The 15197-nt window shown below is 67.0% G+C and carries 16 protein-coding genes; 7 read left to right on the top strand and 9 right to left on the bottom strand.

Features of this window, described 5'->3' with window-relative positions; all coding sequences use genetic code 11:
* Positions 1–2: 2 nt before the first annotated feature.
* Positions 3–1559 (bottom strand): circularly permuted type 2 ATP-grasp protein, encoded by a 1557-nt coding sequence (locus OVA06_RS08720; RefSeq protein WP_015937077.1) that lies wholly within the window; start codon positions 1557–1559, stop codon positions 3–5.
* 113 nt (positions 1560–1672) lie between these two features.
* Between OVA06_RS08720 and OVA06_RS08725 the strand changes: the two genes are divergently transcribed.
* Together OVA06_RS08725 and pepN are read left to right on the top strand one after the other, a co-directional pair.
* Positions 1673–2716 carry a YeiH family protein gene (locus OVA06_RS08725; protein ID WP_268157656.1) on the top strand — a complete coding sequence of 348 codons (1044 nt, stop codon included), beginning with the start codon at positions 1673–1675 and terminating at the stop codon, positions 2714–2716.
* Between the two features lie 52 nt (positions 2717–2768).
* Complete coding sequence (gene pepN / locus OVA06_RS08730) at positions 2769–5420, top strand: aminopeptidase N (RefSeq protein ID WP_268157658.1); 2652 nt, start codon at positions 2769–2771, stop codon at positions 5418–5420.
* A 67-nt stretch (positions 5421–5487) separates the two neighbouring features.
* Here pepN and OVA06_RS08735 read toward each other — a convergent pair whose 3' ends face one another.
* The 5 genes from OVA06_RS08735 to OVA06_RS08755 form a co-directional block, all read right to left on the bottom strand.
* Positions 5488–6585 (bottom strand): lipoate--protein ligase family protein, encoded by a 1098-nt coding sequence (locus tag OVA06_RS08735; protein WP_268157660.1) that lies wholly within the window; start codon positions 6583–6585, stop codon positions 5488–5490.
* Positions 6586–6683: 98 nt separating this feature from the next.
* Complete coding sequence (locus tag OVA06_RS08740) at positions 6684–6941, bottom strand: type B 50S ribosomal protein L31 (protein ID WP_056079094.1); 258 nt, start codon at positions 6939–6941, stop codon at positions 6684–6686.
* 170 nt (positions 6942–7111) lie between these two features.
* Complete coding sequence (locus OVA06_RS08745; RefSeq protein WP_261620359.1) at positions 7112–7921, bottom strand: TrmH family RNA methyltransferase; 810 nt, start codon at positions 7919–7921, stop codon at positions 7112–7114.
* Positions 7922–7928: 7 nt separating this feature from the next.
* The gene (locus OVA06_RS08750) at positions 7929–8714 is read right to left on the bottom strand and encodes a sulfite exporter TauE/SafE family protein (protein ID WP_056079089.1); all 786 of its coding nucleotides are present in this window, start codon (positions 8712–8714) and stop codon (positions 7929–7931) included.
* Positions 8715–8735: 21 nt separating this feature from the next.
* The gene (locus tag OVA06_RS08755) at positions 8736–9521 is read right to left on the bottom strand and encodes an ABC transporter ATP-binding protein (RefSeq protein WP_056079086.1); all 786 of its coding nucleotides are present in this window, start codon (positions 9519–9521) and stop codon (positions 8736–8738) included.
* Positions 9522–9664: 143 nt separating this feature from the next.
* On the opposite strand from OVA06_RS08755, the gene serB reads away from it, so the two are divergent.
* A complete protein-coding gene (serB, locus tag OVA06_RS08760) occupies positions 9665–10558 on the top strand; it encodes a phosphoserine phosphatase SerB (protein ID WP_268157664.1) in 894 nt (297 codons plus the stop codon).
* A 72-nt stretch (positions 10559–10630) separates the two neighbouring features.
* On the opposite strand, the gene OVA06_RS08765 is transcribed toward serB, so the two are convergent.
* Together OVA06_RS08765 and OVA06_RS08770 are read right to left on the bottom strand one after the other, a co-directional pair.
* Positions 10631–11383: an SDR family oxidoreductase gene (locus OVA06_RS08765; RefSeq protein WP_268157666.1), complete on the bottom strand. Its 753-nt coding sequence runs from the start codon at positions 11381–11383 to the stop codon at positions 10631–10633.
* A 137-nt stretch (positions 11384–11520) separates the two neighbouring features.
* On the bottom strand, positions 11521–12246 hold the full coding sequence (locus OVA06_RS08770) for a beta-ketoacyl-ACP reductase (RefSeq protein ID WP_056079076.1): 726 nt from the start codon (positions 12244–12246) through the stop codon (positions 11521–11523).
* A 152-nt stretch (positions 12247–12398) separates the two neighbouring features.
* On the opposite strand from OVA06_RS08770, the gene OVA06_RS08775 reads away from it, so the two are divergent.
* The 4 genes from OVA06_RS08775 to OVA06_RS08790 are packed head-to-tail and all read left to right on the top strand — an operon-like array spanning position 12399 to position 14449.
* Positions 12399–12833: a DUF3099 domain-containing protein gene (locus tag OVA06_RS08775; protein WP_056079073.1), complete on the top strand. Its 435-nt coding sequence runs from the start codon at positions 12399–12401 to the stop codon at positions 12831–12833.
* On the top strand, positions 12830–13096 hold the full coding sequence (locus OVA06_RS08780; RefSeq protein WP_261620362.1) for a hypothetical protein: 267 nt from the start codon (positions 12830–12832) through the stop codon (positions 13094–13096). Before OVA06_RS08775 ends, OVA06_RS08780 begins: the two co-directional genes overlap by 4 nt.
* Complete coding sequence (locus OVA06_RS08785; protein ID WP_268157669.1) at positions 13097–13969, top strand: SURF1 family cytochrome oxidase biogenesis protein; 873 nt, start codon at positions 13097–13099, stop codon at positions 13967–13969.
* A 3-nt stretch (positions 13970–13972) separates the two neighbouring features.
* Positions 13973–14449: a YbaK/EbsC family protein gene (locus OVA06_RS08790; RefSeq protein ID WP_268157671.1), complete on the top strand. Its 477-nt coding sequence runs from the start codon at positions 13973–13975 to the stop codon at positions 14447–14449.
* Between the two features lie 39 nt (positions 14450–14488).
* Here OVA06_RS08790 and OVA06_RS08795 read toward each other — a convergent pair whose 3' ends face one another.
* Positions 14489–15187 carry a helix-turn-helix transcriptional regulator gene (locus tag OVA06_RS08795; protein ID WP_268157673.1) on the bottom strand — a complete coding sequence of 233 codons (699 nt, stop codon included), beginning with the start codon at positions 15185–15187 and terminating at the stop codon, positions 14489–14491.
* Positions 15188–15197: the final 10 nt, after the last annotated feature.

Consider the following 15197-nt stretch of genomic DNA (forward strand, 5'->3'; position numbering starts at 1 on the left):
GGTCACTGCTGCTGCTCCGACTGGCGGTCGCGCCAGTTGCTTTCCACGGGCCACACCGAGACCCGCTCGCGGACCGAGATGGATTGCCTCGGCACGGACTCGACGGGCATCTGCGGCGAATCGGCCAGGACCCATGTGTCCTTGGAACCGCCGCCCTGGCTGGAGTTCACGATCAGCGAGCCCTCCTTCAGCGCCACGCGGGTGAGTCCGCCGGGCAGCACCCAGACGTTGTCGCCGTCGTTCACGGCAAACGGGCGCAGGTCCACGTGGCGCGGACCGAACTTGTCGCCGCTCAGCGTGGGCACCGTGGAGAGCTGCAGGACCGGCTGGGCGATCCAGCCGCGGGGATCGGCGATGATCCGCTGCCGCAGGGCGTCCAGTTCGTCGTTGGAGGCGTCCGGGCCGATGACGAGGCCCTTGCCGCCGGAGCCGTCCACCGGCTTGACCACGAGTTCGGCGAGGTTGTCCAGGGTGTATTCCCGGGCTTCCTTCTCCTCGAGGCGGAACGTGTCCACGTTCGCGATGATGGGCTCCTCGCTCAAGTAGTAGCGGATCAGGTCAGGAACGTAACTGTAAACCAGTTTGTCGTCCGCGACGCCGTTGCCCACGGCGTTGGCGATGGTGACCCCGCCGGCGCGGGCCGCGTTGACCAGTCCGGGGCAGCCGAGCATGGAATCGGCCCTGAACTGGAGTGGGTCCAGGAAGTCGTCGTCGATGCGCTTGTAGATGACGTCCACGCGCTGTTCACCTGCGGTGGTGCGCATGTATACGCGGTTGCCGCGGCAGATGAGGTCGCGTCCCTCAACCAGTTCCACGCCCATCAGCCCGGCCAACAGTGTGTGCTCAAAGTAGGCGCTGTTGAATACGCCGGGCGTCAGCACGACGACGGTGGGATCGTCCACGCCCGAAGGTGCGGTCTTGCGCAGGGCCGAGAGAAGCCGGCGCGGGTACTCCTCGACCGGGCGGATGAGCTGCTGGCCGAAGGCCTCCGGCAGGCCCTTGGCCATGGCACGGCGGTTCTCAAGGACGTAGCTGACGCCGGAGGGAACACGGACGTTGTCCTCGAGGACTCGGAAGGTTCCGGCGGCGTCGCGGACCACGTCGATGCCGGAAATGTGGACGCGGACGCCGCCGGCGGGTTCAAACCCGTGCACCTGGCGGTGGAAGTGGGCGCTGGTGGTCACCAGCTGGCGGGGGATCACGCCGTCGGACACCACCGTCATCTTGTCGTACACGTCGTTGAGGAAGGCCTCGAGGGCGCGGACGCGCTGCGCGACACCGCGCTCCATGACGTCCCATTCGGCAGCGGGAATGACCCTGGGCACGATGTCCAGGGGGAAGGGCCGTTCCTCCCCCGCAAAGTCGAAGGTGACGCCGCGGTCCAGGAAGGTCCGTGCCATGGAATCGGCACGGGCGCTGACATCGGCCAGCGAGAGCTTGCGGAGCGCATCCGCCACCTGCTCATAGGAGGGGCGGGCCTGTTGCCCGGGGGCGAACATTTCGTCGTAGGCTCCGGTCCGGCCCGCGGCCTCGGAGTAATCCTGGAAGAGGTCTGACATGCCCAATAGCCAACCACCTTTTTGTTTCGAATTCATAAACGGCCTTCCATTGTGGCGTGTTGGTGCGCGCAGCCGGTTCGGACATTCCGGGCTCCGTCCGGCAAAGTGGGTGAGTGCCAGTCAGCAGAAGCTCCCCCACTCCCCGCCCGGGACGCCCGCGGGGAGCCACACGGCTGCTGCCCGGCCTGGCCGCTGCGGCAGTGGCGCTGGTGCTCGCCTTCCTCATCCACGCACTGGTGCCGTCCCTTCCGGCGATGACCCTGGCCGTGGTGATGGGGGTCCTTGCCGCCAACCTGCCGGTGACCGGAGGATGGACGGCCGGACGTGCCCGCCCCGGCCTGGACTTCGCCGGCAAGCACCTGATGCGCGGCGGAATCGTGCTGCTGGGCCTGAAAGTGGGCATCGGCGACGTCCTGGACCTGGGGTGGCTGGCACTGGTGCTGATCACCGCCGTGGTCGCGGCCAGTTTCGGCGGCACGTACCTGATCTCCCGGCTGTTCAGGTTGCCGCCGGTGACGTCGCTGCTGGTGGCCACCGGGTTCTCCATCTGCGGGGCCTCAGCCATCGGCGCGATGGCAGCGGTGCGGCGCATCCGGCATGTGGACACCGTACTGCCGGTTGCGCTGGTGACCCTGTGCGGAACACTGGCCATCGGCGTCCTGCCGCTGCTGGTCCACCCGCTCCAGCTCAGCGCCGAGGTCTTCGGCGCATGGACAGGCGCGTCCGTGCACGATGTGGGACAGGTGGTGGCCACGGCGCAAACCGCAGGCCCCGCGGCCCTGGCGATCGCCGTCGTCGTCAAACTCACCAGGGTGCTGCTCCTGGCGCCCGTGACGGCGCTGGCGGGGGCACACCACCGGATTTCCCTCCGTCCTTCCGGTGACGACGCCGGCCTGCCGCCTGTGGTGCCGCTGTTCGTGCTGGGATTCGTGGCGATGGTGGCGGTGCGCTCCACCGGGTGGCTGGCCGACGGGTGGCTGGAGGCAGGGGCCCTGCTGCAGGACGTGCTCCTGGGGGCGGCCCTCTTCGGACTGGGGTCCGCGGTGCGGATCCGAACGCTGCTCCTGACCGGCGGGCGTGCCCTGCTGGCCGCGCTTGCATCGTGGCTGCTGATTGCGGTCCTGGGCCTCGCGGCCGCCCTGCTCATCGCCGGCTGACCTGCCCGTGAGGCAGGCGATGGCGGCCGTTGCAGCGTGATTAGATAGCTGGGTGTCACATGAGAATCTGCACCGCGATGAAGCTGCCGGCCGCTCGGCCCTGATCAGCACCGCCAGCTACGACGTCTCCCTCGACGTCCGCCAGGCCGAGAACCCGGATACTGCCGGCTACACCACCCGCAGCGTCATCACCTTTACCGCCGCGGAAGCGGGCACGTCCACGTTCCTGGACTTCATTGGCAGCGGCGTGCACAGCGTGTTCCTCAACGGCAAGGGCCTGCCGGTGGAGGACGTGGTGGACGGTGCACGCATCAGGCTGGACAACCTGCAGTTGGAAAACCAGGTCACGGTCACCGGAACAGCCCTGTACAGCCGCTCCGGTGAGGGCATGCACCGGTTCGTCGACCCCGCCGACGGACAGACCTACCTCTACACGCAATACGAACCCGCAGACGCGCGCAGGGTCTTCGCCAACTTCGAACAGCCGGACCTCAAAGCCACCTACACCTTCCACCTGATGGCCCCGGCTTCCTGGCACGTGGCATCCAACGGCGTCGAAACCGCCAGGACCCTGCTCACCAGCGATCCCGCCACCGCACGCTGGGATTTCGCCACCACCCTGCCGATGTCCACGTACATCACTACCGTGCTGGCCGGCCCCTACTTCAAAGCTGAAGACCGCTGGCAGGGAACGCTGGAGGACGGCACGCACCTGGACGTTCCGCTGGCGCTCTACTGCCGCGCCTCCATGGCCGGATCCTTCGACACCGCCGAATTGTTCCGGCTCACCAAAGCCGGCCTGGACTTCTTCAACCGGCTCTTCGACTACCCCTACCCCTGGGGCAAGTACGATCAGGCCTTCGTGCCCGAATACAACCTGGGCGCCATGGAAAACCCGGGGCTGGTGACGTTCACCGAGAGCTACGTCTTCACCTCCCGGGCCACGGACGCCCAGTACCAGGCGCGGGCCAACACGCTGATGCACGAGATGGCGCACATGTGGTTTGGCGACCTCGTCACCATGCAGTGGTGGGACGATCTCTGGCTCAAGGAATCCTTCGCCGACTACATGGGCACCCTCGCCGTGGACCGGGCCACGGACTGGGACACCGCCTGGGTCAACTTCGCCAACAAGCGCAAGGCCTGGGCCTACGTCCAGGACCAGCTGCCCACCACGCACCCCATCGTGGCGGACATCCCGGACCTGGAAGCGGCCAAGCAGAACTTTGACGGCATCACCTACGCCAAGGGCGCCTCAGTGCTCAAGCAGCTGGTGGCCTATGTGGGCTTTGACGCCTTCATCGCCGGTTCCCGGGAGTACTTCCGCAAGCACGCCTACGGCAACACCACCCTGGCAGACCTGCTGGAAGCCCTCAGCTCCGCTTCCGGACGCGACCTCTCGGAATGGGCACGCCAGTGGCTGCAGACATCGGGGATTTCCACGCTGGCCCTGGAGGCCGCCACAGAGGCCGCGAACGACGACGGCGGGCTTGGTTCCGCCGCCATCGTCCAGGAGGCCACGGACCCCGTCACGGGACGGGACGAGCTGCGGCCGCACCGGCTCCGGGTGGGCCTGTACGACTTCGACGGAGCCGGCGCTTTGGTACGGACCGACAGCATCGAAACGGATGTGGCCGGTGCCCGTACGGAGCTCCCCCAACTTACAGGCCGGAAACGGCCAGCCCTCCTGCTGCTCAACGACGACGACCTGACCTACGCCAAGGTCCGCCTCGACCCCGCCTCCGAAGCCACGGTCCTCGCCTCCCTGGACAGGATCAGCGACCCCATGGCCCGCGCCCTGTGCTGGACTGCGCTGTGGAACTCGGCCCGTGACGGCGAAACCCCGGCCGAACGGTACGTGGCCGCGGTGGCCGCGTTCGGTCCGTCGGAAACCGGGATCGGCGTGCTCCTGAACATCCTCGATAACGCCTGCACCGCCGTCGAACGCTACACACCCGCGTCCCGCCGCGCTGCGGTCCGTGCTCCCTTCCTGGGCACCGCCGGCGCGGAGTTGCGGCGGGCGGAGCCGGGCTCGGACCAGCAGCTCGCCTGGGCGCGCACGCTGGGAACGCTCAGCAGGCATGACGCTTCGCTGCTGCCGCTGCTGAGCGGGTTGCTGGACGGTTCCGAACAGGTGCCCGGACTGGCCGTCGACGCCGAACTCCGCTGGCACTTCTGGCACGCCCTCGCTGCCCACGGCCAGGCATCCGCGGCAGAGCTCGATGCTGAACTGGCGGCGGACACCACCGCCTCGGGACGGGCCGGCCACGCCACGGCCGGTGCTGCCCGGCCGGAGGCGGATGTGAAGGCTGCGGCCTGGGCCGAAGCCGTGCAGGGCACAGCCCTGTCCAACCAGCTCCTGACCGCGACCATCACCGGGTTCGGCACCGCCCCGGCTGCCCTGCTGGAACCCTACGTTGAGCCGTACTTCGGCTGCCTGCGGGAGGTCTGGGACAGCCGCAGCATCGAGATCGCCAGCCGGATCGTGCGGGGCCTGTTCCCCTCAACCCAGGACCTGGCCGACGGCGCGGAGCCCGGCGCCCACCCGGCGCTGCGCCGGACCGACGCCTGGCTTGAGGCGAACGCCGATGCGCCCCGTGCGCTGCGCCGGATCATCGTGGAACAGCGCAACCACCTGCTGCGGGCACTCACCGCGCAGGCCGCCGTCGTTGGCTCATCCGATCCGGCCCACTCCGCGCCGTAACAGCCAAGGGCCGCTGCTCCGGGGCTGACGGTGCGCAGTGGCGCTGCAGGCTGGTGTTCGGGGCGGATCAGGGGACGCGGTGCAGCCATTCCCCGGTGCCGAACTTGGTGGCCGCGCGTTCCCGCGCCGCAGCGAGCTCGGCATCGGTCAGCTCCGAGTGCGTTGCCCCGTACCGGCCCGTAAACACGTCCATCATGGCCCCGATGATGTCCATGCGGGCCAGCCCGGTCTGGCGGCGCAGCGGATCCACCCGCTTCTTGGCGCTGCGGGTGCCCTTGTCCGAAAGCTTCTCCTTGCCGATGCGCAGGACGTCCACCATTTTGTCGGCGTCGATGTCGTAGCTCATGGTGACGTGGTGGAGCATGCCGCCGTTCGCCAGCCGCTTCTGGGCGGCGCCGCCGATCTTGCCCTGGTCCGTGGCGATGTCATTAAGCGGGACGTAGAAGGCTGTCACGCCGATTTTCTCCAGCGCCGCCATCACCCAGGAATCGAGGAACGGGTAGGAATCGGCGAAGCTGAGCCCGTCCACCAGTGTCTGGGGAAGGTACAGGGAATAGGTGATGCAGTTGCCGGCCTCCATGAACATCGCTCCCCCGCCGCTGATCCGGCGGACCACCTTGATGCCATGCCGGGCCACGCCGTCGGGATCCACCTCGTTCCGGACCGACTGGAAACTGCCGATGACCACGGACGGTTCCTGCCAGTCCCAGAACCTCAGGGTGGGGTTGCGGCGGCCCGCGCCAACTTCCTCGGTGAGTACCTCGTCGAGGGCCACGTTGATTTCGGTGGGCAGGACGCTGGGCGCAATGACGTTCCAGTGGTGGTCCGCCCAGGAGGTGGCCTTGGCCAGCGCCCGGCGTACGGTCACGGCCACGGCGTCGGCGGAGAATCCGAACAGGGTGGCGTCGGCGGGCAGCGCAGCGGTGACTGCCGCTGCGAGGTCTGCGGCCGGGGTGGTCTCCGGAAGCCCGGTGAGGGCCCGGTTGATGGCGATGAGGGCCTCGTCCGGCTCGAGGAAGAAGTCGCCACTGATCGAGACGTCGGCCAGGACGCCGCCGGCCACGGACAGGTCCGCCACCACCAGCTTGCCGCCCGGAACCTTGTACTCGCCGTGCCGGCGGGGGTTTGTTGCTGCGTCCTGGTCCGGGGAGGTCATATGGCTCATGGTTTACATCCTGCCGTACGGTGTGCCCGCCCCGCCAACGCAAAGAAAGCCCGCACCGTTGCCGGTGCGGGCTTTCCGAAAAGCCATGGGAGGAAGAATTACTTCTTGCCGCCGAAGCCCTTGAAGCGTGCGTTGAAGCGCTCGACGCGGCCTGCGGAGTCCATGATGCGCTGCTTGCCCGTGTAGAACGGGTGGGACTCGGAGGAGATTTCGACGTCGATGACCGGGTAGGTGTTGCCGTCTTCCCACTCGATGGTCTTCGAGGAAGACACGGTGGACTTGGTCAGGAACTTGGTACCGGAGGCCAGGTCATTGAAAACGACGGCTGCGTACTTCGGGTGGGTATCAGACTTCATAATGGGGCCTTTGTTCGCGCAGCTGGATTTTGCCAGCTGCCAGGTATGAATGGGATGGCCCGGTTCCGCGTCGAAAGACACAAGAGGGCCAGCAGTCAATAATAGCGGATCACGGGGACACCCGCGAACCACGCCACGGCACCTGCCCGCCTTCTCCTGCAGGTCCCGGCTCAGCTTCGGGGACGCAGTTCCCAGAACGCCACTGCAGACGCCGCGGCCACGTTGAGCGAGTCCACACCATTGCGCATGGGAATCTTCACGGCAAGGTCGACGGCGGCCAGCGTCTCCGGGCTCATGCCCGCTCCTTCGGTTCCCAGGACCAGGGCCAGCCGGTCCGGGTTGCCGGCCGCGACGTCGTCTACGTCCAGTGCATCGGGGGTCAGTTCCAGTGCGGCCACGGTGAAGCCGTGGTCCTTGAGGACCTGCAGGTCGTCCGGCCAGCTGTCCAGGCGTGCCCAGGGAACCTGGAACACCGTCCCCATGCTGACGCGGACGCTGCGCCGGTACAGCGGGTCGCCGCAGCGGGGCGAAACCAGCACGGCGTCGATGTCCAGGGCGGCCGCCGAGCGGAAGATTGCGCCCACATTGGTGTGGTCCACGATGTCTTCAAGCACGGCAACCCTGCGGGCGCCGGCCAGGAGCTCCGGAAGGGGCACGGGCTGGGGCCGCTCCATGGCAGCCATGGCTCCGCGGTGGAGGTGGAAGCCGGTGATTTCCTCGAGGAGGGCGGCTTTTCCGATGAAGACCGGGACGTCAGGATACGCCTGGAAGACGTCGTCGAGGTCCGCGAGCCATTTCTCCGCCAGGAAGAACGAACGCGGCTGGTGCCCTGCAGCGAGGGCGCGGCGCAGGACCCGCGAGGACTCGGCGATGTACATCCCCTCGCGCGGTTCGCGGAGCTTGCGGAGATGGACATCGGTCAGCGTGGTGTAATCGCTGACCCGCGGGTCGCTGGCGGATTCAAGGTAGTGGAAAGTCACCGGAGGATTATTTCAGGAGGTTGGCGACCATGACGACGAGCGCCACAATGCCCAGGGTGAAGATCACGCCGCGGAGGACTTTCGGGGAAAGCTTGCGGCCCACCCGGGCACCGGCGAGTCCGCCGATGGTGGAGCTGACGGCGATCAGGAGGACCACCAGCCAGTTGATCCGGTCGAATGCGAACAGCAGGTAGGAGATTGCAGCCACCATGTTGACGCCCAGGACCAGGATGTTCTTCATGGCGTTGGCGTTTTGCATGGTGCCGCTGAGGAAGACGCCCAGGATGCCTACCAGCAGGATGCCCTGGGCGGCCACGAAGTAGCCGCCGTAGACGCCTGCCAGGTAAACGAGCACCACCAGCAGCACGCCGTGGCTGCGGTCGCGGACGGCATGTTCGGGGTTCTCTTCACGGTTGCGCACCCAGGACTGCAGCTTGGGCTGGAACATCACCATGAGCAGCGCCAGGACCAGCAGCACCGGCGCTACGTAATGGAAGACCTTCTCCGGCAGGTGGAGGAGCAGCCAGGCGCCGGTGATCCCGCCGAGCAGCGAGGCCGGGAGCAGCTTCAGGAGCTGCCGGCCCCGTCCCGCCAGTTCGCGGCGATAACCCCAGGCGCCGGCGGCAGTGCCCGCCACCAGGCCCATGGCGTTGCTCATGGACGCGACAACGGGGGTGATGCCCAGTGCGATGAGGACCGGGAAGGTCACCAGCGTGCCGGAGCCGACCACCGCGTTGATGGTGCCGGCCCAAAGGCCCGCGAAAAAGACCAGGATGCTGCTAAGGATCTCCACAGGAGGTGTTCAACCCCGCCCTTAGCGGCGGGCGGTGGCGGCGTAGCGGCCGCCGTTTTCCGTCACGTCCAGGGCCAGCCCGAACGTTTCGCTGAGGTGCTTGTCGGTGAGGACCTCGGTGATGGGGCCGGCCGCCACCACGCCGCCGTCGCGCAGCAGCATGGCATGGGTGAAGCCCGGTGGTACCTCTTCAAGGTGGTGGGTCACCAGGACCATCGCGGGCGCGGCCTCGTCCCGGGCCAGTTCGCCGAGCTTGTGGACCAGTTCTTCGCGGCCGCCCAGGTCAAGGCCTGCGGCCGGCTCGTCCAGCAGCAGCAGCTCCGGATCGGTCATGAGGGCGCGGGCAATCTGGACACGCTTGCGTTCGCCTTCGGACAGGGTGGCGAACGTCCGGTTCAGCAGCGGACCCATCCCCCAGTCGTTCAGGAGACGGAAGGCGCGGCGCTCGTCGTCGCGCTCGTAGCCTTCACGCCAGCGCCCGGTGACGCCGTACGCGGCGGTGACCACCACGTTGAGGACGTTCTCGTGCTCCGGGATCTGGGTGGCCAGGGCGGCCGATGACAGACCGATGCGGGGACGCAGTTCGAAGACGTCGGTGCGGCCGAGTACTTCGTCGAGGATTCCGGCCTTGCCGCTGCTGGGGTGCAGGCGTGCCGCCGCGATCTGGAGGAGCGTGGTTTTTCCGGCGCCGTTGGGGCCGAGGATGACCCAGCGTTCGCCTTCGTTGACCTGCCAGTCGACCTTGTCCAGCAGGGTCTTTTTGCCTCGGACAACGCTAACGGAGTCCAGTTCCAGAACATCACTCATAGGAATAGACACTAGGACAAAAAAGTGGACGACTGATAACCGGTGTGACCGCTCCCCCGGCGCTTGTCCAGCCACGGTGCCGGGCCGGCCGCGCTCCGCAATGAATACGCGGGACCATTCTTCCGCTGGCTAAGATTGCAGGCATGACTTCCAACGTGACTGCGGTCAGCTATGGCCAAAATCTGACCGACACCGGACTGGAGCAGCTGCGTTCCATCCTCGCGGAGCACGGTGCAGCTGCAGGAGCCGAATCCAGCGCCGGCGACGACCGCTACCAGGTGCGCATCACGGAACTGGAGCTGCCGGATGCCACCGAGGCCGGCCTGGCTGCGCTCCGCAGTGCCGTGGCGGATGCCGCCATCCCCGGCGTGGACACCGCTTTGGTGCCCGCGGGCCTGCGCTCGGCCGGCCGGAAGCTGCTGATCATGGACGTGGACTCCACCCTGATCCAGCAGGAGGTCATCGAACTCCTGGCCGCGTATGCGGGCAAGCGGGACGAGGTGGCCGCGGTCACCGCGGCGGCCATGCGCGGGGAGCTGGACTTCGCCCAGAGCCTGCACGCCCGGGTGGCAGTCCTCGCCGGGCTGCCGGCCGACGTCGTCAATTCCGTCCGCCACGAAGTGAAGCTCAGCGAAGGCGCCGCCCAACTCGTGGCTGCGTTCAAGGCGGCCGGGCATCCGGTAGCCGTAGTCTCCGGCGGGTTCAACCAGATACTCGAGCCGATCGCAGCGGACCTTGGCCTGGACTACTGGCAGGCCAACGAACTGGAAATCGTTGACGGTGCCCTGACCGGCAAGGTCCTGGGCGCGGTGGTGGACCGGGCGGCCAAGGAGAAGTACCTGCGCGAGTGGGCGGCCGCCGAGGGGATCGCCATGGAACACACCATCGCCGTGGGCGACGGCGCCAACGACCTCGACATGCTGGGCGCAGCGGGGATCGGGGTGGCCTTCAACGCCAAGCCGGCCGTGCGCGCGGTCGCCGATTCGGCCGTCAACATGCCCTACCTTGACGCGGTGCGCCACATCGCCGGGGTCTGAACCGCCCACGGATGCTGACAAAAAGAGGTGCCCGGCGCGTTTGCTGCGGGCACCTCTTTTTCACTCAGTGGGCTATTGGCCGCTCTTACCGAAGTAGTCTGCGCCGCCGGCGTATTCGGTGTGGCCGGACTCGACATCAGCGGTGGCCATTCCGGCCACCACCTGGGCAAACTCTTCCACGGAGTACAGCTTGCCGGCTTCGGCGCGGCGGGCCTCGATGGCGCCAGGCGTCGAGCGGTCCAGCAGCGTGGCGGTGACGGTGCCTTCGATCATGTCGCCGGAGACCACCACCAGGCTGATGCCCTTCTCGGCGAGGTTGGGGATGAGTTCCCGCAGTGCGTCCTCACCGGCACGCTTGCTGCGGGCCACGGCCTCGTAGGCGGGCATGGTGGGAACGGTGTTAATGAAGTGTGCCTGGTGGCTGGTCACGAAGACAACGCGGGAGCCTTCCGGCATCAGCGGTACTGCGGCGTTGAGCATGTTGAGCTGGGCGTCGCGGTTGAGCCTGAGGGCGTAGTCCTCCCCCATGCCGGTTTCCATGCCGCCCGAGGCGTTCAGGACCAGGATGTCCAGGGAACCGAAGTTCTCCATGGCAGCGGAGGCCAGCGCCTGCACGCCTTCCTGGGTGGTCAGGTCGGCCCCAACGGCGACGGCGCGGCCGCCGTCGGCCTCGATGCCCTGGACCACCTTGTTGGCGCGCGGCGCCTTCTGGCGGTAGTTGACCACGACGGCGGCGCCCTCCCCGGCGAGGATCTTCGCTACGTCAGCGCCGATTCCGCGTGATGATCCGGTGACGATGGCGGTCTTGTTGTCCAGCAGTCCCATCTGGGCTCCTTTGTTTGAAACGTCTAAAGTGAAGCGGCTCTGAACTCCATCATGCCAGCGGGTGCCAGTGATTCCCTTGTCCGGGTTCCACAAAAGAAGGGCCGGACCGCTGGTGGCAGCCGCGTGGGGTTCGACGGTCAGTGGCCCATGCCCAGGCCGCCGTCCACCGGGATAACGGCGCCGGAGATGTAGGCCGCTTCGTCGCTGGAAATCCAGCGCACCACGTTGGCCACCTCGTCGGCGTCGGCGAACCGGCCGGCGGGGATGCTGGACAGGTAGTCCTTCTGCGTGGCTTCCGGGAGTTCGGCCGTCATGTCCGTGTTGATGAAGCCCGGGGCCACGACGTTCGCGGTGATGCCGCGGGAGCCAAGTTCGCGGGTCAGCGACCGGGCGATGCCCACCAGGCCGGCCTTGGAGGCGGAGTAGTTGATCTGGCCCGGGGCGCCGTACAGGCCCGAGACAGAGGAGATCAGGACCACGCGGCCCTTGCGCAGCCGGATCATGCCCTTCGACGCACGCTTGATGACGCGGAATGCGCCAGTGAGGTTCGTATCGATGACGGACGTAAAGTCGGTTTCGCTCATCCGCAGCAGGAGGGTGTCCTTGGTGATGCCGGCGTTGGCCACCAGTACTTCCACGGGGCCATGCGCTGCCTCCACTTCCTTGAACGCCGCGTCCACGGATGCTTCGTCGGTGACGTCGGCCTTCACTCCCAGGATTCCTTCAGGCAGTTCCGATTCACTGCGGTAAGTAACAGCCACCTTGTCCCCGTTGGCCAGGAATGCTTTGGCGATGGCCAGGCCGATGCCGCGGTTGCCGCCGGTGATCAGGACGCTGCGGGGGGCGGTAACTGCTTCAGTCATGGAGGAACTCCGGAATTCTGCGGCAGGATGCGCCGCTGTAAGAAGGTGGAATTTGGCTGCCTCCGATCTTAGCGCCCGGGCCCGCCCGGGTTTGGGTGCCACTGCCGATGGTGAGAGAATTGACGCAAGCCTTTGGAGCGTGAGAAACCACTGTGACCCTTGAAAACCACGCGGGACGTTCGGTGCCCGGAGAACCCGGCCGGTTCTCCGAGGACGCGGAAGTCCACAGCATTACGGATGCCGCGGAATCCCATTCCGAGGACATTCGCAGGCGCATGGTCAAGTACGCGCTGGCGATGGGCATCCGCATGGTGTGCCTGGTCATGATTTTTGTCCTGGACGGCTGGCTCAAGATCATCGCTGTGGCCGGTGCAGTGTTCCTGCCATGGATCGCGGTAGTCATTGCCAACGGCAGCGACATGGCCGAAGAGCACAGTGACGCGCTCCTGGATTCAGCGCCGCTGGCGGAGTTGGAAGCGCCCCCGCTGCCAACGGGCCACGAGGAGCAGGGTTCCGAGGTGCTGCAGGGCGAGCTTATTAATGATGACGACGAACCGGACACCGGAGAGGGGCGGCAGGGGCCGTGAGTATTTTCGATTTCGCCGCCGGAACCAGCCCGGCAGCATCAGACTCCGCACTCTGCTCCCGGAAGGCATGCCGTGCCGGAGCGTCCTGGCAACTGCTGTGGAACAACCCCAAAATCCATACCCCGGAGCGCCGGAAGACGTGGCTGGCATGCGAGGACCACCGCGGCTGGCTGGAGGACTACCTGCAGACCCGCGGCCTGTGGAAGGAAACCCTTCCCCTTCAGCCCGGCAGCACGGACAGCTTTTCGGAGCAGGACAACTGAATGTACCGTTTCCTCTTTTCCAGCAAATGGCTGGGTTATCTCCTGCTGGCCGCGGTCTTTGCCACGGCCTGCGTGTTCCTGGGCCGTTGGCAGATGGACAGGCGCGCCGAAACCCTCGCCGAGATCAACCGCGTCGTCAGCAACTATTCCGCCACACCCATTCCTTTCGCGGCAGCCCGGGACCAGTTCACGAAGCTTGATCCCGCCAAGGAATGGACGCAGGTGGAGTTGCAGGGCACCTACGACACCGACGGCCAGCGCATCGTGCGCAACCGCCCCCTGAACGGCCAGCCGGGCTACGAAGTGGTGGTTCCGTTCAAGCTGGCCACCGGCGAAACGGTCATCATCGACCGCGGTTGGCTGCCCATCGGCAACAACAACCCCGGCAGCCCGGACTCGGTCCCGGCCCCGCCCTCCGGCGAGGTGACCGCCGTCGTCCGCCTCAAGCACGCGGAACCGGAGCTGCAGCGCGGCGCCCCGCAGGGCCAGCTCGCCTCCATCGACCTCCCGACGTACGCTGCCCAGCTCGGCTACCCGGTGCTGACCGGAGCCTACGGCCAGCTCGCCTCGGAGACGCCCACGGCCGCTGAGATGCCAGTGGCATTCCCGAAACCGTCCACCGAAGAGGGCACCCACCTGTCCTATTCGCTGCAGTGGTTCGCGTTCGGAGTGCTCATGTTCGTGGGCTTCGGCTACGCGGCGCGGCAGCAGGCCCGCAACGCCGCCATCGACGCCGAGGAAGACGAGGCCGAAGAAGCGGGGACCATGCACGCTGCGGTGCCGTCCCGCCGTCGTACGCCTCCTGCACGCAAGCGGAAGAAGGCGACGGCCGAAGAAGAGGAAGACGCGCTGCTGGACGCGCAGGGGTACTGAAGCATGACAACGCACGACGACGGGCCGGTCAGCCGGGTGCGCACGGTACTGGTTGAGTCGGGCATCGGCGACACGGTGCGCCGCTTCCCTGCCGGCGTTCCCACTGCCGTTGCCGCGGCTGAGGCGCTGGACTGTGACGTTGCAGCCATCACCAACAGCCTCATCTTCGACCTCAACGGGGCGCCCCTGCTCATCCTCGCCAGCGGCGCGGCCCGGGTGGACACGGCTCTGGTGGCGGACCGACTGGATGAAGGCCGCATCCGCCGCGCTTCGCCGGACTTTGTGCTCGAGCACACGGGCCAAAAGGTGGGCGGAGTGGCACCGGTTGGCCATCCTCGCTGCATCAGAACCCTGCTTGATGTGAGCCTGCGGTCCCATAACCTCCTCTGGGCCGGAGCGGGCGATCACGAGTCGATGTTCTGCATCACCTACCAGGACCTGCACCGGATCACCGGCGCCGAGGAAACCGCGGTGCGCTGACGCACCGGGGCAAACCGGCGTGGTGGGGTAATGCACGACTCACCCGCCCCGGGTGTGCACCGGCCTGGCGTTTGCTGGGGGTTCCCCCACCTCGTGGATGGTGTGGCCGCTACAAGCCGTCTTGGTTACGCTGGCCCGTTCGATGCGCGCGACGGTGAACCATCGCATAGCGTTGCGCAGCCGGCACCACCCCACCAGGTACCACTGGCCGTTAGTGGAGGCGAACAGCACGGGCTCAACGTCGCGGGTGGTCGTGGTCCCGTTTTTCGATGTGTAGCGCATGCGGATCACTCGCTGCCCGGCCATCCCATCCTCCAGCGCAGACTTGATGGCCCGGGAAGAGGACGGAAGTGCGTTGACCCAGACCCGGCTGCCCAGCTCGTCGGCTCGTGCCCGGGTCTTAGGATCGAGCACGTCCAGGATCTTCTGGATACCTGCTGCTGCCAGATCGGCGTAGGGGGCCTCCGGCGCAGCGGACACGGCCGCCATGAGCGCCATCGCCTGCGCTGGGGAAAGGGTCACAGGCGGAAGAGACGCTCCTGAAGCCAAACCGTAGCCGCCGCCCGGACCCGGCCGAGACCATACAGGTGCACCACTGTTTTCCAACGCATCGAGGTCTCTCTTGATGGTGCGCACAGACACCTCAAACTCTCGCGCCAAGCGTCCGCCGGACACGCCCCGTTTGCCGCTACGGCGCAACATCTCGGAAAGGGCATGGAGCCGTTCCACCCGCTTCAAAGTTCAGCCC

It is taken from the genome of Pseudarthrobacter sp. SL88, from assembly GCF_026672455.1.
GTDB lineage: Bacteria > Actinomycetota > Actinomycetes > Actinomycetales > Micrococcaceae > Arthrobacter.